This is a genomic window from Mycolicibacterium neoaurum ATCC 25795, from assembly GCF_000691525.1.
Lineage (GTDB): Bacteria > Actinomycetota > Actinomycetes > Mycobacteriales > Mycobacteriaceae > Mycobacterium > Mycobacterium neoaurum.
Window position 1 is genome coordinate 110426 of the sequence record NZ_JMDW01000015.1, and the last position, 17549, is coordinate 127974.

Genomic DNA, 17549 nt, shown 5'->3' on the forward strand with positions numbered 1-17549 from the left:
GGCCGCCGAGTGCGGCACGCTGTAGCCATGCCGTTCGCCAAGCTCCTGCCGGCGCCCAGTTCGGTGGCAGCCGACGCGGGTAACCGTGACCGCGCCATCGATGTCGCCCGGCTCTCCGCCCTGGTGGTCGTGATGTTCGGGCACTGTGCACTGCTGCTAGCCACCATCGACAGCGACGGTCTGTGGATCGGCAACATCCTCGGGGAGTTGCCGCAGCTGACCCCCATCACCTGGGTGGTGCAGGTGATGCCGCTCTTCTTCTTCGCAGGCGGCGCGGCGGCCGCCTACGGCTGGCATCCGGGCACGGCGTGGGGCAGCTGGCTGGTGGGCCGGGCGCAGCGGCTGTGCCGGCCGGTGTTCTGGTACCTGGCGTTCTGGACGGCGGCGCTGGTGGTGGCCCGGTTGATCCTCGGTGGCGAATCGGCAGATCGGTTGGGCCGCGAATGCGTGGCGCTGCTGTGGTTTCTGGGCGTCTACCTGGTCGTGATCGCCTTCGTTCCGCTGCTCACCCGCATCCGCAGTACCGGCAGCGCCGCGGCCGTGGTGGCCGCGCTGCTGGCCGTCGCCGCGGGTGTCGACCAGATCCGCTTCGCCGTCGGATCATCCGAAGCCGGGGTCGGCAATTTCCTGTTCGTGTGGCTGATCCCGGTGGTCATAGGCGTGGCATACGCCCGCAGGCTGATCCGGCCCGCCGGCGCGTTGGCTGTGGCGGCGGTGGCGTTGGCTGCCCAGGTCCTGTTGGCGCTGACGCAGACCTATGAGGTGTCGCTGGTCACCACCGGCAGTAGCCACGGTGTCTCGAACGTGTCACCGCCGACGGTGTTGCTGGCCCTGCATTGCGTCTGGATGTCCTGCGTGTTCGTCGCGGCCGCCGGTCCCGTCGGTCGCTGGGCGCAGCGTCCCCGGGTCTGGTACGTGGTCGCGGTCGGCAATTCGGGCGCCATGACCCTCTATCTGTGGCATATCCCGGCGATCGCCGTCGCCACCTTTGCACTGAACGCATTCGGACTCGACGCCTACGACGTGCACGCACCGGACTTCTGGGCGATGTTGGCACTACGTGCGGCCGTCTTCGCGGTCGTGATGTTCGTGACGTTCCTGCTGCTGTCCCCGCTGGAACACCGCAGGCTGCCATGGTGGGACGCCCCGGTCGGGGCGGGCAGCGCGCGCTCGGCGCGAGGGGAGGTTCGGTCGGTGGTGGCGGGGGTGCTGATCTGCATGTCGGGGGTGGCGATGCTGCTGGTCGCCAAGAACGGGCTGGCCGGAGCCGACGGCTGGGTGCCGTTGGCATGCTTCCTGGTCGGGGTGCTGGCCGCGCGTGCTTGCGCTTGACACCCAACCCGGTCGCTGCGCTCTCACCCTCCGAACCGCTGTCAGGGCAATTCGGTAGGGTCTCGGCGTGACTTCGAGCGCGCCCGTGATCCGTACCGTAAATGCCCGTCTCGCTGAGGAACTGGCGGTTGCCGAACGCCAGGTTGCGGCCGCCGTGCATCTGCTCGACGAGGGGGCCACGGTCCCGTTCATCGCGCGGTACCGCAAGGAGGTGACCGGCAGCCTCGACGATGGTCAGCTGCGCACCCTTGAGGAGCGGTTGGCATACCTGCGTGAACTCGACCAGCGCCGCGACGCCGTGCTCGCTTCCATCGAGGAGCAGGGCAAGCTGACCGACGAGCTGAGGAACGCGCTGCTGACGGCGGAGACCAAGGCCCGCATCGAGGACATCTATCTGCCCTACAAGCCGAAGCGGCGGACCAAGGCGCAGATCGCGCGCGAGGCCGGGCTGGAGCCCCTGGCCGACCGTCTGCTCGCGGACCCGACGCTGGTACCGGACGAGGCAGCCGCCGAATTCGTGGGGGAGCAGGTCGCCGACACCGCCGCGGCCCTCGACGGGGCACGGCACATCCTGATCGAGCGGGCGGCCGAGGACGCCGAACTGGTCGGTGACGTGCGCACCAAGTTCTGGGCCGACGGCACGCTGCGGACCGCGCCGTGGTCTGACGAGGTCGTGAAGAGCCCGGCCGCACAGAAGTTCCGCGACTACTTCGAGTTCTCCGAACCGCTGGAGAAGATGCCGTCGCACCGGGTGCTCGCGGTGTTGCGTGGTGAGAAGGAGCAGGTCCTCGCGGTGAACTTCGACGGCGGTGCCGACGAGATTTACCAGGCGCGGGTCGCCCAGAGCCTCGGCGTCGACCTGGCCGCGGCGGGCCCGGCCACCCAGTGGCTGGCCACCACCGTGCGGCTGGCCTGGCGGACCAAGCTGATGATCTCGGCGGCGGTGGACGCTCGCATCCGGTTGCGCCAGCGCGCCGAGGCCGATGCCGTCGCGGTGTTCGCCCGTAACCTGAAGGATCTGCTGCTGGCCGCGCCTGCCGGGACGCGCACCACGCTGGGGCTCGACCCGGGATTCCGGACCGGGGTCAAGGTCGCCGTGGTCGACGGCACCGGCAAGGTGGTCGACACCTGCGCGATCTTTCCGCACCAGCCGCAGAAGCAATGGGATTCCGCCAAGGCCACACTGGCCGCACTGGTCGCCCGCCACGGTGTCGAGCTGATCGCGGTCGGCAACGGCACGGCCTCCCGGGAGACCGACGCGCTGGCCGCCGAACTGATCGCCGATATCCGTGCCGCCGGGGGTCCCGCACCGGTGAAAGCAATGGTCAGCGAGGCCGGTGCCTCGGTGTACTCGGCGTCTGCCTACGCGGCGCACGAACTGCCACAACTGGATGTGACGCTGCGCGGGGCGGTGTCCATCGCGCGCCGACTACAGGATCCGCTGGCCGAACTGGTCAAAATCGAACCGAAGTCGATCGGTGTCGGCCAGTATCAGCACGATGTCACGCCGGGCACCCTGGCCCGCAGTCTCGACGCGGTGGTCGAGGATGCGGTCAACGCTGTCGGCGTCGACCTCAACACGGCGTCGGTGCCGCTGTTGGCGCGGGTCTCCGGAGTCACCGACACCTTGGCCGAGGCCATCGTGGCCCATCGGGAGAGCACCGGCCCATTTCGCAGCCGCAGCGCGCTGCTGAAGGTTCCGAGGCTGGGGCCCAAAGCTTTTGAACAGTGCGCGGGGTTCCTGCGGATCACCGGCGGTGACGATCCACTGGATGCCTCCGGGGTGCACCCGGAGTCCTATCCCGTGGTGCGGCGCATCCTGGACCGGTCCAACATCACGTTGGCCGAGTTGATCGGCAACGAGCGCGTGCTGCGCGCCCTCGCGCCGACAGATTTCGCCGACGAGCGGTTCGGCGTGCCGACCGTCACCGACATCCTCTCCGAACTGGAGAAGCCCGGGCGCGATCCGCGCCCGGCATTCTCCACCGCGACCTTTGCCGCCGGTGTCGAGAAGGTCGCCGATCTGAAGGCCGGGATGGTGCTCGAGGGCGTGGTCACCAACGTGGCGGCGTTCGGCGCCTTCGTGGACGTGGGCGTGCACCAGGATGGGCTGGTGCACGTCTCTGCGATGTCGGACCGATTCGTCTCCGATCCCCACGAGGTCGTCAAATCCGGACAGGTGGTGCGGGTCAAGGTCGTCGATGTCGACGTCGACCGGCAGCGGATCGGGTTGTCACTACGACTCGATGACGAGCCCGCTCGCGGCGGTGACCGCGGGTCCGGTAAGGGTGGGCAGGGTCGGCAGAACCACGGCACCCAGCAGCGCGGCGGTCAACAGCGAGATCCGCAGCGAAAGCCCAACCGCGGGAACAACTCCGGCCGCCGTGATTCTGCTCCGTCGGGATCGATGGCGGATGCATTGCGCAATGCGGGCTTCGGTCGGTAGCCCTCGGGCTATATTGCCGGAATGGCAGAACAGCAGGTCCCCGGCGGGGTGGTGCATCCGCTGCCCGCCGATCTCCGTTCTGCGTTGATGGGAAACGGCACCGCGCTGGCGGCGTGGAAGGACATCACGCCGCTGGCGCGCAACGAGTTCATCTGTTGGGTCGAGGACGCGAAACAGGACACGACGCGGGAGCGCCGGATCCGGCGTACGCAGGAGGAGCTCGAGGAGGGTAAGCGGCGACCGTGCTGCTGGCCGGGCTGCAAGCATCGCGAGCGCACCGGCAGGGCCTGATCAGGGGTTGATGGTGTCCTCGCCGACCTGACGTCCCCAGACGTATTCGTTCATGATCGGCTGTCCGAGCTCGAAGTGGTTGTAAGGGGCGATGCTGGCGCCGGTGTCCATCACCAGATACGGCATCGGCCACAGGTCCCGGGTGATCGGCTGCCAACAACCGGGCCGGCCGCCCGGTCCACCGCGGGCGTTGACGCGCGGCAGGTTGTCCGGGAACACGTAGCGATTTCCGGCACCCACCAGCTGGTCGCGCAGCACCAGGGAGTAACCGTTGCCGCCGAGCATATCCGCGTACTTCGGTGCCACGTTGTGGTAGTTGCGCAGGCTGCACAACAACTGCGGACTGTAGTAGTCCAGCAGCGCGCTGGTCGGCAACAGGTCCTGGGCGCCGCGGACCAGGTAGGGGCCACCGCGTTCGAGAACATCGGCGGCGTTGTTCCCGAACCCGACCGCCGACAGCAGCGCCGCGTCCACCGCACCCCGCTGATCGTTCATTGCTCGCGCGGTGATGGCACCGTTGTCCAGGCCGTCGAAGAGATCGGGCGCGGCGTCGGCATAGGTGTCCGACAATGCGATCAACCCGGAGACGTCACGACGGATCTGCGGCATACGCGCGTTGAGCTCACCGAGAATGTCGTTGCCGTCCACCAATGACCGACCGAACTTGTCTCCCAATCCATTCAAGGCCTGGGCGGTGGCGGTCAGAGTCTGGTTGAGCTTCACCGGATCTATCTGCTGGGCGATACCCATGATGGTCTCGAACACGGTGTTGAATTCGGTGGTGGTCGCCGATGCGTTGATCACCGCACCGGGTTCGAGTCGGTCGGGTGAGGGATCGGCCGGCGAGAGCAGCGAGATGTACTTGTTGCCGAACACGGTCGTTGCCCGTAGCTGCGCGTCCACATTGGACGGAATCAACTGCAGATATTGCGGTTTGACATCCAACAGCAGCTTGGCCCGGACATCGTCACCCTCGGTCACCACACCGGCGGATGTCAGCCTGCCGATCGGGACACCGTTGAACGTCACCTTCGAACCCGGATCCATCGACAGCCCGGCGCGTTCGGCCATGATCACCAGTGGCACAACGTCTTCGAGGTAGCCACGGAACTGCACCCACGTCAGGCCGAACACCAGCACGACGATCAGAAGTAGGATCGCACCAGCCGCCCGGTACGGCGGTTCCTTGGGGTCGTTGGTGGGCCCCTCGTCGACCGATTCGGTGGCATCGGCCCCAGGCGCCATGATCACCGGCCAATTGCACCACAGCGCAACGGATTCAGGATCATCACCGGGCTGTGACGCCCATGTCACCGACCGCCCGTTGTGACGGCGGTTACAAACGAGCGGCTACAGGCCCATGTCCTTGGCGATGATCATCTTCATCACCTCGCTGGTTCCGCCGTAGATCCGGCTGACCCGGTTGTCGGCGTAGAGGCGGGCGATCGGGTACTCGTTGATATAGCCGTAACCCCCATGCAGCTGGAGACAGCGGTCGATGACCTTGGATGCCAGGTCGGTGCAGAACAGTTTGGCCGCTGCCGCATCGGCGGGTGTCAGTTCGTCGGCATCGTGGGCGTTCATCGCGCGGTCGACGACCGCCTCCATGGCATCGACATCGGCCTTGCAGGCGGCCAGTTCGAATTTCGTGTTCTGGAACGCCGCGACCGGCTTGCCGAAGACCGTGCGGTCCTTGGTGTACTGCGCCGCGAAGCGCACGGCGGCCGCCGCCTGGGCGTAGGACCCGACGGCGATGGCCAGCCGCTCGCGCGGAAGGTTGCGGCCGAGATAGGAGAAGCCCATGTTGACCTCGCCGAGCACGTCCTCGGCGGGCACGATCACATCGGTGAAGTTGAGTTCGGCGGTGTCGGAGGTGCGCAGGCCCAACTTGTCCAGCTTGCGTCCGACGGTGTAACCGGCCGATGTGGTGTCCACGACCAGCAGCGAGATGCCGAACCGGCGGTCGTCGTCGCGTGGGGCGGCGGTGCGGGCGCACACGATGACGCGGTCGGCGTGCACGCCGCCGGTGATGAAGGTCTTGGATCCGTTCAGCACGTAGTGCGTACCGTCTCCGGAAGGCTTTGCGGTGGTGCGCATCCCGGCCAGATCAGAGCCGGTACCCGGTTCGGTCATCGCGATGGCGAACATGGTCTCGCCGGACATCATGCCCGGGAACCAGCGCTGCTTCTGCTCCTCGGTCGCCAGTTCCTTCAGATAGGGCAGGCACAACCCGATGTGGACGCTGGAACCGCCGAAGGACACCGCCGCGCGGGAGCACTCCTCGGTGATGATGGCCTGGAACTTGTAGGAGTCGATGCCGGATCCGCCGTACTCGGTGGGGATCTCGATGCCGAACAGGCCCAGCTCGCCGAGCTTGTAGTAGAAGTCGCGAGGGGCGATGCCGTCCTCGAACCACTTGTCGTACACCGGCACGACCTCGGACTCGATGAACGCCCGGATCATCGCGCGAAAGTCCTCATGTTCCTGGGTGTAGACGTCCCTGCGCATCGCTACCTTCCTAGTTTGTGAACAGCGTTAGCCAATGATTGCCACTATAAGCTAACATCGTTCGCCAAAGCAATGAAGGAGCTCATGGTGGCCAGGCCGCGCATTCTCAGCCGCGAACGAATACGCGACAGCGCGCTCGACATCATCGACAGGGACGGCCTGGATGGATTGTCCATGCGCAATCTGGCCGCCGGTCTCGGAGTGCAGGCCGCCTCGCTCTACAAGCACTACCCGACCAAGACCGAGGTGCTCGACGAGATCGCCGGCATGGTGGTGAGCGTCGTCGACACCTCCGCCTTCGACGCTGATGAAGCATGGGAGGTGGCGCTGGCCGACTGGGCGCGCTCATACCGGTCGGCGCTGGCCGCCCATCCCAATCTGGTGCCGTTCCTGGCACTGGGGCTCCGGCACCGCGACGAAAGTCTGCGCATCGCCAACGCAGTGCACGGCGGGCTGGTGCGGGCCGGGTGGCCGCCCCGTGAGGCCACCATGATCGGCGCGGCGACCCGGTCATTGGTGCTCGGGTCGACGATCGGGTCGTTCTCGCGCGGTTTCGCCGATGATGCGCAGATCTACCGGGATCGTTATCCACACATGCAGCAGGCCCACCGGCTGCCCGCCATGGCCGACGAGATCGACCAGGCCAGTTTCGATCTCGCGCTCACCTCGTTCATCGGCGGATTGCAGGCCCGATTCGCCGCCGTCGGTCGTCCTGCCGGAGTCTGAATCATCCCGCCGTACCGCCGCAACGCGTCGGCCTGTCGACGTACGCTGACCGAGATGCGTGGCACCGGGAAGCGGACATGACCGAAGCCGAAGACGAGCGGGTGGATGCGGAACCGGATTACCGGTTCACCCTCGCCAACGAGCGGACGTTCCTGGCGTGGATCCGCACCGCGCTGGCCCTCATTGCCGGCGGTATCGCGGTCGTCCAGTTCGTACCCTCTTTCGGTATCGCCGGCGTGCGGCACGGTTTGAGCATCGCGTTGACCGGTGGCGGGGGAGTCCTGGCCGCGTTGGCGGTATGGCGCTGGCGTCGCGTACAAGACGCCATGCGACGCGATGCGGATCTACCGCCCACGCTGATCCCGACCCTGCTCGGGATGGCGATTTTCGCCATCACCGTGGCCGTGCTCATCATCTTGGTCGTCTGGCCGCCGGGCGGTCGGTAGGATGCCCCGGTCGCAGCCGCACAAACCCGGTTTGCAGGCGGAGCGCACCTTATTATCCTGGGAGAGAAGCGCTTTGGGCTTCGTAGCCGGAGGGGCGCTGCTGATCATCCGTCAGCACGGACCGTTCGGGCCCGGTCGTGCGCTACTGGCAGTGATCGCCACGTGCCTGGCGTTGAGTGTGCTCATCGTCGGCTGGCGACGTTCGAGGCTGCTCAACCAGCCCGGTGCAGGGCATACGCGGGTGCCTGCGCCGGATGCGGAGGTGCTCTGGATCGGTACCGCGACCGTGGTTTTTGCGATCGTCATCGTCGGCGCGCTCGTCGCGTCGGCGATCTTCGGTCAGGCGCCCGGCATCACGCCAACGCCATGAACAGCTTCTCCAGCTCGGCTTCGGTCATCGGCCGCTGCCCGTCGGCCGTCTCGCCGGTCAGGCAGTCCCGCATACCCGTTGCGACGATCTTGAAGCCGGCCCGGTCCAGGGCCCGTGACACCGCGGCCAGCTGTGTCACCACGTCTTTGCAGTCGCGGCCCTGTTCGATCATCGAGATGACGCCGGCAAGTTGACCCTGCGCCCGGCGCAGCCGATTCAATACCGCTGTGATTGCTTCCTCGTCGCCCACCATGGCTGCTTCCTTTCGCTGTACCGAATAGCAATGGTACCGGCGGGGGTATTCCCTCGGCGATGGATGAACTCTCGGTGAATTCACCACCCGGACCGGTGCTGGGTGGTGCGGCGTCGTGCCTGGTAACGCGTGCCGTCACGGCGACGATAACGAGTAGACAGCGCCGGAAACGGCGTTCTCACGAGATGCCGAGTCGAAGCGAGCAAACTAGGCTTCGTCGCGATCCGCAGCCGGGGGATGAGACAGGAGCAGAGGTCAGGGGTTGAGAACCGTACTCGGATTGTCGGTGACCACCAATGGTGTCGGCTGGGTTCTGGTCGATGCCACCGTGCCCACTGGGCGTCCCATCGATGACGACCGATTCGTGGTGCGACAACCCGAGGACCTCGTGCCGCGGTGTCTGGCCGCAGTCCGAGGAGCCGCCGGTATCGCTGCGGCGGCCGGCTATCGGGTCGGTGCGGTGGGTGTGTGTTGGAGTGCTGATCTGGAAGATCGGTCCGCCGACCTGCTCGCGGCGTTGCGCGATGCCGGCTGGTCCGACGTTCGGCCGGTTCGGCAGATCACGCCCGCCGTATCCGAATTGGACGAGCTCACCGAGTCGGACGCCGCCGAGGTTGCCGAGGACCTGTTCGCCGCCGCGCTCGAGGGGGACCTCTTCGATTGTGCCGACTGCGCCGGCCGTATCTCCGATTGTGACCCCGAGGTGATGCAAGGCCCTGCCTATCAGGCCGCACACCTGGTGTTGACCAACGCGGTGCCGACGCAGACCGGTCCACAGCAGGCGGAGCGCAGCACGCGGCTGCGCGCCCAGTTGGGTGGGCGGCTGTTGTCGTTGGCCGGCGCGGCCGCAGTGACCGCTGTGATCGCGTTGTTCGCCGTCGGTTCTCAGTTCGGTGGGTCCGAGGTGCCGGAGTCGGCGACCCTGGCCAACCGGGCCACCCTGTCGACACCGCAGACCTCGCCGGTCCTCGCTGCCCAGCCCCCGGCGGCCCAGCCGCTGGCCGCGCCCGCCGCTCCCGTTGCCCCGCAGGCCGCCCCGGTCGCGCAGGCGGCCCCCGTTCCGCAGGCCGCGCCTGTGGTGCAGGAGCCCGTCGCGGAGACCGTGCCCAGGGTGCAGTGGGTGCCGCCGGTCGTGCCGGACGCCGCCCCGGCGGTCGCCGAACCCCAGGTCGTCACCGAGCCGCAGGTCGTCACCGAACCCGAGATCGTCGCCGAAGGCGTGCCGCATGTCGCCGACCCGGCGGTCCCGCTGGCCGCACCCGGGCCGGACCCGCTGCTACCCGGCGCACCGCCGGCGCCAGCACCGCCCGCGCCGTTCCCGCTGTTCGCACCGCCTGCCCCGGCACCTGCCGCACCGCTGCTGCCCGCGCCCGCGGCCCTGCCGGCACCCGAAGCAGCACCGGCGGCCGTGGCGCCCGTCGAGCCGCCCCCGCCACCGGCGCCCGCGCCGGTGCCGGTCAACCCGCTCTTCGGCGCGCTGCCCTGACCCGGACCACGCCGAATCTGAGCTCGGTGCCGGCTTTACGCCGATTTCCCACCGACAACTACAGATTTGGCGGGATGGCGTCCACCCGGGACGTCACCGCATGGTGGCGAGATTGCGCCAGAACGCCTGCAGGCTGTCGGTGCCGCCGAACAGGGTGGTGAAGTGCGTGGAATCCACCAGCACGATATCGCCGGCGCGCTGAGCCTCGGGCGGCATCCAGATCAGCGCATTGAAGGCCGCGTTCCCCGCATCGACGAACGGGTGCGGGCGGGTCACGTCGACCGGTTGGCGGCCCAGCACCCGCAGCGCTGCACTCTCGGGCGCTGTCAGTTCGTAGTGCGGTAGATGCGGGTGGAAGTTGAACGTGCTGACACCGGCGAGCAGTCCCAGATCGTCCAGGTCGAGTCGGCTCTCCAGTGGCGCGATGTCCTTCGTGCCGGGCACGACGGCGGGTCGCAGACCCCACTTGTTGTGGATCGGAACATTCAGCGCCCGGATAAGTGACCGGGTGTACTGGCTGAACCGCTGCTGGCGCGGGACCAGCGGGTCGCCGTGATGCAGGTACTCGACCTGGCGCCGGACGTAGTCATCGGTATCACCGACGTCGTGATGCGGCGCAATCAGCAGGCAGGTGCCCTCGCGGGCCAACCAGCGCCGCAACGCCTCGACCTCCGCCGCCGACGCCTCCTCCTGCGCCAGCAGGTGGTCGAGTCCGAACACCATCAGGGTGTCGCAGTCGTCGAGGACGCGTTCGTCGATGGGCAGTTTGTAGCCCGCCTGGTCGATGCGTTGGAACACCGCCACCGGGTGCCCGGTGGCGGCCTCGGCGACCTCCTGGAAGGCCAGCGTGGAGCGATGGAAGAGTTCCAAGGTGCCGGCGATGCCCTGGAGGAAGTTGGCGGCGTCGTACTCGGGTGTCTCATAGGCCGGCCACAGCGCGTTGCGCACCTCGGTGATGGTGGAGAACCGGTTCTCCATCGCCCCCGGATCACGTTGCGCCTCCCAGGGATAACTCCATGACCAGTAGATGCTGATCCGCCGCTGCCCGTTGTGCGGGCGGGCGATGTGGGTCTGGTTGTACGTGCGGGCACCGGTCATGGCTGATCCTCGCCTGTCAGCTCGGTCAGATACCGCAGGGCCGCGATACCCGGCAGGAAGAAGTACGCGCCGCCCTTGAGTGCGGTGAACGCGGGGATACCCTTGTGCACCTTGCGGATCGGCCGCTTGGGCACGGTGAAATCCATGGTGCCGTCCTGGGTGCCGCAGATCGGGTCGTGCTCGTTGCCCAGTTCGTGGAAGGTCTTGTCGTTGATCCACACGTTCTGGGCGAACTCGAACTGGCGGACCAGATCTGCGCAGATGATGAACGCCGCGATACCGCGGTCCACACCGTCATCGGGAGCGCCGTCCGGCAGCGCCGCGCCGTAGGTGGCGCCGCGCCGGATCATCCGCCGCCGGTTCATGTAGTGCGCGGTATCGCGTGGGTTGAGCCTGCGCGCGTGGGAGCCCAACGGGCAGGCATAGCCGAACGGGTCGTCGTCCTTGTAGTTGAAATCGTTGTTGCGCATCGGGTCTGCGCCCAGCTCCGGATCATCGTTGTCCGGTGCGAGGACCAGCGGAGCACCACTGCGCCATCGACCCATGAACTTGGCCGCCAACAGTTCCTCGCCCTCGGCGTCGTCGGCGTTCTCCCGCAGATAGTCGCGGAACAGCGCCACATCCTCGTAGAGCCGTCGATACGCCAGGTAGCTGCCGTTGCGGGACAGCGCCTGCGGCTGCGGCAGATCGGCCACCGGTCCGTTCTCGTCGGGATAGCCGAGGATGAACTCGCCGGGTTCCAGCGGGTCTCCCGAACCCGGCGTCGGTTGCTCACCCGAGCCCTTCATCACCGGCTGGGACAGCCGGTCGCGGAACCCGAAGTGGTCGTGGGCGTAGTTGAACGGCGGGGTGGCATTCAGATCGAGATGGGACAGGCTGCGCACACCGTCGGTGCGGGCGAGCAGTTCGTCGTGTGCCGCAATCGACGTGGCGCACTGCTCATCTGTGCGGGCGAACAGGATTGCGATGGCGTGCAGGTCGGCACCGGCCAGGCCGCCCACCCAGTGCTCGGGGGCGTTGCCGCCGGTGTCACCGAGGATGCTCGCCCGCGCGGCCATGCCCTCGCGGAACTCGGCGGGAAAGGTGGCCAGCGAGTCTTCGGGGACCCCGAGGGCGCGTAACCCCGTCCAGGTGAAGGCCAGCGTGACCCAGCGGTCGGACTCGTCCATGGTGGCGACGGCCTCCGTCGCGGACTGGGTCTTGTCGAGCAGTTCGGCGAGCCAGGCCCGTCCGCCGGCCGGGGTGTCGAATGTCAGGAACTCGTAGCGGCCCGTGATGGCGGGTGTGCGGGTCAGCAGGATGTGCTGGATATCGTCCAACTCGAGCACGGTGTGCTCCTCACTCGCTCACTGCATCTGGTCCAGCATGTCGGAGAACGCCGCCTTGAGCCGTAGCGCCTTCTTGATCTCGTCGGCGGTGACATAGGGGTACTCGCCGTACTCCAGGAAGCTGGGCACCTGATGCTCACGCACGAATGTGATGAACGAGTCCGGGTTCTCCTTCCAGTCCTCGGGGAAGCCCTCGAGGTTGGTGAACACGGTGGTGATGCCGGTGGCGCTGAACAGCTGCACGGCGTCCTCGGTGTATTTGTCGAAGTCGGTATCGAAGATGCCCATGTACTGAAAGTGCAGTCCGGATCCGACATCGAACAGGTTCCAGCGCAGGTAATGCAGCCGCAGCGGGGCCAGGGCTTCGGGGCTGGCCTTGATGGTGTCCTCGATCTGTTTGCCGTAGGCGCGCACCGCCTCCTCGCGGCCCTCCTTCACCTTGGCGATGATGGAGAAGCCGTGGCAGGCGGGCGTCCGCGGGAAGATCGGACCGTAGCGGCCGCGCTCCTCGACGAAGTACCCCTCCGGCGGGATGGCCAGTGCCGCCGGCTTGGACCAGTCCTGCTCCTGATGTGTCATCACGCACCCCCGTCTCGACTACGTTCGGGGAAATCTAGCACCGTGGGGCGCAAGCCACCCGACGATCGGCGGGGTCCGAAAACCGAGAATCTGTCCGGTCAGAAGCTCAGGCCGTGCTTCTCGAAATGCGCGGCCAGCGCCTGCATGTACCCGTCCCCGTGGAACGGGCCACGGGCGCCGATCGCGGCCTCCAGGAACGGCCCGTACTCCTCATCGTTGACGTAGGTCGACCAGTGCGTGATCTGTCCGTCGTCATTGGTGTCGACGAAGCTGATGGAGTAGAAGCCCATGACCGTGCCGTCGTGGACATTGGTGCCCTGCCAGCGGTAGCGCATCACGAAACCGTTCTCGGCCGGCCACACCTTGTAGTCGACGGGTTTCCAGTCCGGGAAGGTGATGCCGTAGGCCTTGGCCTCCACGGTCGCCGCGGTATCCCAGTGGGTGGCGACATCCTTGAGGACCAGTTCCTGCTCGGCGACGAAATACGGTGAGGTGTAGACCGCGTCGTCGGTGAACTCCCACTCGTCGTAGGTCTCGCCCTCGGCGACCTTCTGCAGGACGTACTTGTCGCGGTAGCTCTCGGCCATCCGGCGGTGTTTGGCGATCCGGTCCTCAAGCTTCATGGCTTCTCTTCTCCTCCGGTAGTGCGGCGCTGCCGGGTTGGGGCGCCAGGCCCCAGGTGCCGAACGCCATTGCGGTCAGGGTGTAGGTGCCGACGAGAAAGATCAGTTCCATCGCGGCGTGTTCGCCGAGCTCATCGACGAGTCGTTGCCAGGTGGACCAGTCGGCTTTCCCGTTCGCGATCAATTCGTCGACGGCGTCGAGCACCGAACGGTCGGTGCCGGTGAACCCGGTATTGCCCTCGGCGAGCGCGGCGACATCGGCATCGGTGACACCGACGGCGGCGCCGAGGCGGACGTGCTGACCCCATTCGAAGGCCGAGCGGTGCCGATGGGCCACCCGCAGGATGGTCAGCTCACGCAGCCGTGCGGGCAGCTCCCCGCGCTGTAGCAGGAAGCCGTTGAAGCGCAGGAACATCCGCGCCATCTCCGGGTGATGTGCCAACATGCCGATGATGTCGAAGTTCAGCGGATCGTAGTGGTCTCCCGAGCCGGCCCTGGGCACCTTGTCGCCCGGGAGGCCGAGCAGGGCGCCGAACGCGGCGTACTCGGCATCTCCCCACTGGTCGGCGGTCAGGGGCGGCATCCGCTGTTCGTCGGTCATGCCGGCAGCGCCATCTGCAGGTACAGGTCGAGGCGACGGATGCGGCCCTGTTCGTTGAATGCGTAGACTGACAGCGAGTTCACCACACTGCGGAAATCGCCGACCGCACTGCGCTCTTCCAGTTCCAGGAACACCAGGTCATTGTGTTCGGTGATCCGCTTGAAGGTGCACTCCCACTCCGAGGTGGTGGCACAGCCGGTCAGGAACTCGACGTAACCGGCCCAGTCCATCTCCTCCTTGAACGCCCCGACCCGCAGGAAGTTCTCGGTGTCGACGAGGTCGGCCAGCGGTGCCCAGGACTCGGTGCCGAAGTCCGCGCCCTTGGCTTCGGTGACCAGTCGCCCGGTGGTCGCGGCGTACTGCAGCACGGTGCGGCTGCGGCCGGTGTGCGCGGTGAGTATCTCGGCGAGCTCGGGCATCAGACGGTGGCCAGGTAGCGGTCGATCACCGAGTGGTAGTGCGCGATCACCACCTCCTCGTTGACCAGTGCCATATGGTCCAGGCGATCGTTGCGCAGGCCGATCTGCTGGCGCGGCATCTGCTCGTAATCCTGTTGCAGCGCTTCAAAATACTTGAAGCTGCCCGGTTCCTGCACGTCGACCAGCTCGGCGGCGAACGCGGTGCGGTGCTCCGGGGGCAACCACATGAAGCTGGTGATGTGCCAGATGCACCGGTTGGGGTCACCGTCGGGGTGCGGGGTGGACATGATGACGGTGGCCTCGCCGGCGCGGATGGTCATGAAGAAGTTGGGGAACAGCACCCAGCCGTGGTTGTCGCTCATCTGTGCGTCGGTCAGTCCGTCGACGTGCAGACCGTCGCGGGACAGGGTGTCGCGGGTGGCCTGCTGCAGCAGTGTGCGTCCGGTGACGCCCTCGGGGAAGGTCAGGGTGCCATCGGCGCTGCGGTGGCGGTCGACCAGTTCGGTGAACCGGGGGAGCACCCGGACGACACCGGGGAAGGTCTCCGGCAGCTCCATGATGCCCTCGACCTGTTTGTCCGGACCCATGCCCTCGACATGGGCGACTTCGAACGGTGCCACGGCGACACTGTGCCTGTCCAGGAATCGGTATCTGGTCTTGGTCGGGTCGATGACCAACACCCGCAGCAGTTGGGGGTGGATGCCCGAGACGTGATAGCCCTCCTCGAACGCGTCCATCACCACCTTCCAGTTGCAGTCCAGCGCCTCGCGGACATCGAGCACCGTGGTCATCTGGTCCAGGTGGTAGGGCTCCAGGATGCGAATGACGTCCTCGCCCAGAAACTCTCGCAGTGGCGCGGCATCCGGGTCGGGGTTGAGGAAGACGAAACCGGCGAACGTGTCCACCCCCACCTCGAGCAGACCGTAGGCGTCCTTGTCGATCTCGGGCTTCGAACAACCACGCAGGGCACCCTGTTGGTCATAGGACCACAGGTGGTACTGGCAGACGATCCGCTGCCTGGCCTGCCCCTGTCCGGTGAACAGCGGATTACCGCGATGCCGGCAGGCGTTGACGAATCCGCGCAACCCGCCGTCCTTTCCACGCATCACGACGAAGGACTGATCGAATATCCGGTACTCCTTGAAGGCGCCCGCGGCGGCGAATTCGTCCTCCCGGCCGATGACCTGCCACACCCGCATCCAGATGGCCTGCCGTTCGCGAGCCACGAACTCCGGTGACGTGTAACGGTCGGTGGGGATCTGCATCCGGAACAACGCGCTCGCCGCATCGGGGGTCAGCCCCTGGGTGTCGACCCAGTCACCGGGCCGGGCGGATCGTGCGGAATCGACAGACATCGGGTTCCCTTCAGGCGAAGCGCGTCGGGCTGTGACGGCAGTCACGATAATACATAAGTGGTTTTCAGATACAATGGTGTATCTGACGCTCGAATTTGCGAGAATATGGCGATGGCTGAGCGATGGACCAAGCAGCGGCGGATGGAGCAGACCCGTACGGTGCTGCTCGATGCGGCCGAGGAGATCTTCGCCAGGCGTGGATACGCCGGTTCGCTGGAGGACATCGCCGACGCCGCCGGCTATACCCGGGGTGCCATCTATGCCCAGTTCGGCGGCAAGGATGCGCTCTTCCTCGCGGTCATCGAGCGGCATCGGCAGCGTTTCCTGGACGGGTTCGCCGATGTGATGGCCTCGTTCGACCGGCTCGCCGATATCGAGGTGGACGGCTTCGCCGAACGCTGGCGACTGCTCAGTGGTACCGACGCCCAGCAGGCGGCCGCGCTCAACTACGAGTTCACCCTGTTCCTGCTGCGCAACCCGGAGGCACGCGAGCGGGTCGCGGCCCAGCGTCGGGAAACGGTCCGCTCGCTGGCCGAGTACATCTCCAAGGGTGTTGCCCGGCTTGGTGGTTCGTTGGTCGTGCCGGCAGAGTCGCTGGCCAGGGTGATCCTGGCGACCAACGACGGGGTGACGCTGGCCAGTCACCTGGACGGCGAAGATCTGTACCGGACCTTCCTGCAACTGGTGATGTCGAGCGTCGGGCCGCCCGAGGACTGAGCGGCGTGGCCATCCGCGCGATAAGCGTAGGCTGTCTAACTATGGGACGAACCGATGATGACACCTGGGATCTGGCCAGCAGTGTGGGCGTGACCGCCACCGTGGTCGCCATGCAGCGGGCCATCGCGACCCGCACCGGCGTCGCGCAGGTCCATGACCCCTACGCCGAGCCACTGGTCGCCGCGGTCGGCGTGCCGACCTACACCCGCCATGCACGAGGCGAATTCGACGGCGACGGGCCGGCCGACGCCCTGCGGATGGCCGATGGCATCGCCGTTCGCACCCGGTGGTTCGACGAGTTCGTCATCGACGCACTCGGGGCGGGTATCCGCCAGTTCGTCATCCTGGCGTCCGGGCTGGATGCCCGCGCCTACCGATTGCCCTGGCCCGCGGACGCCACGGTGTTTGAGTTGGACAAGTCCGAGGTCGTCGACCTCAAGACCCGCACCCTGGCCGACCTGGGGGCGGTTCCTGTCGCGCGGCATGAGGCGATCGGCGTCGATCTGCGCGAGGACTGGCCGAGCGCACTTCGCCGCGGTGGGTTCGATCCCGGGCGGCCGACGGCTTGGCTGGCCGAGGGACTGCTCATCTATCTGCCGCCCGCGGCCCAGGATCGGTTGCTGGACAATGTCACTGCGCTCAGTGCCCCCGGCAGTAGGCTCGCTACCGAGAACATGTCGACCATCACCGCCGAGGAACTGCAGGCGATGAGCGAGCGGATGCGCGCGACGCAGCAGGAGTGGCGCGAGCAGGGTTTGGACCTCGTCGAGGAGGTCGACGTCGCCGAACTGTTCTATGCGGGAGATCGCATAGAGGCGGCGACCTATCTCGCCGACCGGGGTTGGACCGTTGCGCGCCATCAGAGTTCGGAACTGTTCGTCACCTACGGACTGCCGCCGACTAGCGATGCGTCGGCCTCGTTCGGCGACATCGTCTACGTTTCTGCCGTTCTAGGGTGAATGTGCGGCATG

Annotated in this window: 19 protein-coding genes; 9 read left to right on the forward strand and 10 right to left on the reverse strand. The window is 66.8% G+C overall.

Translation table 11 applies throughout. From position 1 onward, the window contains the following. Positions 1-27 precede the first annotated feature (27 nt). The 3 genes from IC40_RS0121340 (at position 28) to IC40_RS0121350 (ending at position 4069) form a co-directional block, all read left to right on the forward strand. Positions 28-1332, forward strand: coding sequence for an acyltransferase family protein (locus IC40_RS0121340; RefSeq protein ID WP_030136711.1), 1305 nt, complete (start codon positions 28-30; stop codon positions 1330-1332). Between the two features lie 67 nt (positions 1333-1399). Beyond that, positions 1400-3778, forward strand: a complete 2379-nt coding sequence (locus IC40_RS0121345; protein WP_030136712.1) for a Tex family protein — start codon at positions 1400-1402, stop codon at positions 3776-3778. 21 nt (positions 3779-3799) lie between these two features. Then, a complete protein-coding gene (locus IC40_RS0121350) occupies positions 3800-4069 on the forward strand; it encodes a YdeI/OmpD-associated family protein (protein WP_030136713.1) in 270 nt (89 codons plus the stop codon). Here the strand turns inward: IC40_RS0121350 and IC40_RS0121355 are convergent, their stop codons facing one another. Then, positions 4070-5314, reverse strand: a complete 1245-nt coding sequence (locus tag IC40_RS0121355) for an MCE family protein (protein WP_030136714.1) — start codon at positions 5312-5314, stop codon at positions 4070-4072. Positions 5315-5419: 105 nt separating this feature from the next. Then, on the reverse strand, positions 5420-6577 hold the full coding sequence (locus IC40_RS0121360) for an acyl-CoA dehydrogenase family protein (RefSeq protein ID WP_030136715.1): 1158 nt from the start codon (positions 6575-6577) through the stop codon (positions 5420-5422). Between the two features lie 87 nt (positions 6578-6664). Here IC40_RS0121360 and IC40_RS0121365 point away from each other — a divergent pair, with 87 nt between their 5' ends. The 3 genes from IC40_RS0121365 to IC40_RS0121375 all read left to right on the forward strand — a co-directional run bounded on the left by IC40_RS0121365 (position 6665) and on the right by IC40_RS0121375 (position 8119). Further along, on the forward strand, positions 6665-7303 hold the full coding sequence (locus IC40_RS0121365; RefSeq protein ID WP_036470558.1) for a TetR family transcriptional regulator: 639 nt from the start codon (positions 6665-6667) through the stop codon (positions 7301-7303). A 77-nt stretch (positions 7304-7380) separates the two neighbouring features. Then, positions 7381-7749, forward strand: a complete 369-nt coding sequence (locus tag IC40_RS0121370; RefSeq protein ID WP_030136717.1) for a YidH family protein — start codon at positions 7381-7383, stop codon at positions 7747-7749. A gap of 1 nt (position 7750) precedes the next feature. Further along, positions 7751-8119: a DUF202 domain-containing protein gene (locus IC40_RS0121375; RefSeq protein ID WP_030136718.1), complete on the forward strand. Its 369-nt coding sequence runs from the start codon at positions 7751-7753 to the stop codon at positions 8117-8119. Here IC40_RS0121375 and IC40_RS0121380 read toward each other — a convergent pair. Next, on the reverse strand, positions 8103-8372 hold the full coding sequence (locus IC40_RS0121380) for a metal-sensitive transcriptional regulator (RefSeq protein ID WP_030136719.1): 270 nt from the start codon (positions 8370-8372) through the stop codon (positions 8103-8105). The genes IC40_RS0121375 and IC40_RS0121380 overlap by 17 nt on opposite strands. 280 nt (positions 8373-8652) lie before the next feature. Between IC40_RS0121380 and IC40_RS26955 the strand changes: the two genes are divergently transcribed. Then, positions 8653-9858, forward strand: a complete 1206-nt coding sequence (locus IC40_RS26955) for a DUF7159 family protein (protein ID WP_478354257.1) — start codon at positions 8653-8655, stop codon at positions 9856-9858. 93 nt (positions 9859-9951) lie between these two features. Here the strand turns inward: IC40_RS26955 and IC40_RS0121390 are convergent, their stop codons facing one another. From IC40_RS0121390 to IC40_RS0121420, 7 genes are all read right to left on the reverse strand, one after another. After that, positions 9952-10956, reverse strand: coding sequence for a hypothetical protein (locus IC40_RS0121390; RefSeq protein ID WP_030136721.1), 1005 nt, complete (start codon positions 10954-10956; stop codon positions 9952-9954). After that, positions 10953-12284, reverse strand: a complete 1332-nt coding sequence (locus tag IC40_RS0121395) for a Dyp-type peroxidase (protein WP_030136722.1) — start codon at positions 12282-12284, stop codon at positions 10953-10955. The genes IC40_RS0121390 and IC40_RS0121395 overlap by 4 nt, the downstream gene beginning before the upstream one ends. Positions 12285-12302: 18 nt before the next feature. Continuing rightward, positions 12303-12863, reverse strand: a complete 561-nt coding sequence (locus tag IC40_RS0121400; RefSeq protein ID WP_030136723.1) for a hypothetical protein — start codon at positions 12861-12863, stop codon at positions 12303-12305. Between the two features lie 98 nt (positions 12864-12961). Further along, entirely contained in the window at positions 12962-13486 is a 525-nt protein-coding gene (locus IC40_RS0121405; protein ID WP_030136724.1) for a nuclear transport factor 2-like protein, read from the reverse strand. Beyond that, positions 13476-14087 (reverse strand): carboxymuconolactone decarboxylase family protein, encoded by a 612-nt coding sequence (locus tag IC40_RS0121410; RefSeq protein ID WP_030136725.1) that lies wholly within the window; start codon positions 14085-14087, stop codon positions 13476-13478. The genes IC40_RS0121405 and IC40_RS0121410 overlap by 11 nt, the downstream gene beginning before the upstream one ends. Continuing rightward, positions 14084-14506, reverse strand: coding sequence for a hypothetical protein (locus IC40_RS0121415; RefSeq protein ID WP_030136726.1), 423 nt, complete (start codon positions 14504-14506; stop codon positions 14084-14086). Before IC40_RS0121415 ends, IC40_RS0121410 begins: the two co-directional genes overlap by 4 nt. Next, positions 14506-15861 (reverse strand): aromatic ring-hydroxylating oxygenase subunit alpha, encoded by a 1356-nt coding sequence (locus tag IC40_RS0121420; RefSeq protein WP_030136727.1) that lies wholly within the window; start codon positions 15859-15861, stop codon positions 14506-14508. The genes IC40_RS0121415 and IC40_RS0121420 overlap by 1 nt, the downstream gene beginning before the upstream one ends. A 111-nt stretch (positions 15862-15972) precedes the next feature. Between IC40_RS0121420 and IC40_RS0121425 the strand changes: the two genes are divergently transcribed. Together IC40_RS0121425 and IC40_RS0121430 are read left to right on the forward strand one after the other, a co-directional pair. Further along, positions 15973-16578: a TetR/AcrR family transcriptional regulator gene (locus tag IC40_RS0121425; protein WP_030136728.1), complete on the forward strand. Its 606-nt coding sequence runs from the start codon at positions 15973-15975 to the stop codon at positions 16576-16578. A gap of 41 nt (positions 16579-16619) precedes the next feature. Beyond that, positions 16620-17537 (forward strand): SAM-dependent methyltransferase, encoded by a 918-nt coding sequence (locus IC40_RS0121430; RefSeq protein ID WP_030136729.1) that lies wholly within the window; start codon positions 16620-16622, stop codon positions 17535-17537. The last annotated feature ends 12 nt before the right edge of the window (positions 17538-17549 follow it).

What these genes read in the sequence shown, in the direction of transcription:
- IC40_RS0121340 (WP_030136711.1), top strand. Translation starts at nt 28, where the DNA reads ATGCCGTTCGCCAAGCTCCTGCCGGCGCCCAGTTCGGTGGCAGCCGAC.
- IC40_RS0121350 (WP_030136713.1), top strand. Translation starts at nt 3,800, where the DNA reads ATGGCAGAACAGCAGGTCCCCGGCGGGGTGGTGCATCCGCTGCCCGCC.
- IC40_RS0121355 (WP_030136714.1), bottom strand. Translation starts at nt 5,314, where the DNA reads ATGGCGCCTGGGGCCGATGCCACCGAATCGGTCGACGAGGGGCCCACC.
- IC40_RS0121360 (WP_030136715.1), bottom strand. Translation starts at nt 6,577, where the DNA reads ATGCGCAGGGACGTCTACACCCAGGAACATGAGGACTTTCGCGCGATG.
- IC40_RS0121370 (WP_030136717.1), top strand. Translation starts at nt 7,381, where the DNA reads ATGACCGAAGCCGAAGACGAGCGGGTGGATGCGGAACCGGATTACCGG.
- IC40_RS0121375 (WP_030136718.1), top strand. Translation starts at nt 7,751, where the DNA reads ATGCCCCGGTCGCAGCCGCACAAACCCGGTTTGCAGGCGGAGCGCACC.
- IC40_RS0121380 (WP_030136719.1), bottom strand. Translation starts at nt 8,372, where the DNA reads ATGGTGGGCGACGAGGAAGCAATCACAGCGGTATTGAATCGGCTGCGC.
- IC40_RS0121390 (WP_030136721.1), bottom strand. Translation starts at nt 10,956, where the DNA reads ATGACCGGTGCCCGCACGTACAACCAGACCCACATCGCCCGCCCGCAC.
- IC40_RS0121400 (WP_030136723.1), bottom strand. Translation starts at nt 12,863, where the DNA reads ATGACACATCAGGAGCAGGACTGGTCCAAGCCGGCGGCACTGGCCATC.
- IC40_RS0121405 (WP_030136724.1), bottom strand. Translation starts at nt 13,486, where the DNA reads ATGAAGCTTGAGGACCGGATCGCCAAACACCGCCGGATGGCCGAGAGC.
- IC40_RS0121410 (WP_030136725.1), bottom strand. Translation starts at nt 14,087, where the DNA reads ATGACCGACGAACAGCGGATGCCGCCCCTGACCGCCGACCAGTGGGGA.
- IC40_RS0121415 (WP_030136726.1), bottom strand. Translation starts at nt 14,506, where the DNA reads ATGCCCGAGCTCGCCGAGATACTCACCGCGCACACCGGCCGCAGCCGC.
- IC40_RS0121420 (WP_030136727.1), bottom strand. Translation starts at nt 15,861, where the DNA reads ATGTCTGTCGATTCCGCACGATCCGCCCGGCCCGGTGACTGGGTCGAC.
- IC40_RS0121425 (WP_030136728.1), top strand. Translation starts at nt 15,973, where the DNA reads ATGGCTGAGCGATGGACCAAGCAGCGGCGGATGGAGCAGACCCGTACG.
- IC40_RS0121430 (WP_030136729.1), top strand. Translation starts at nt 16,620, where the DNA reads ATGGGACGAACCGATGATGACACCTGGGATCTGGCCAGCAGTGTGGGC.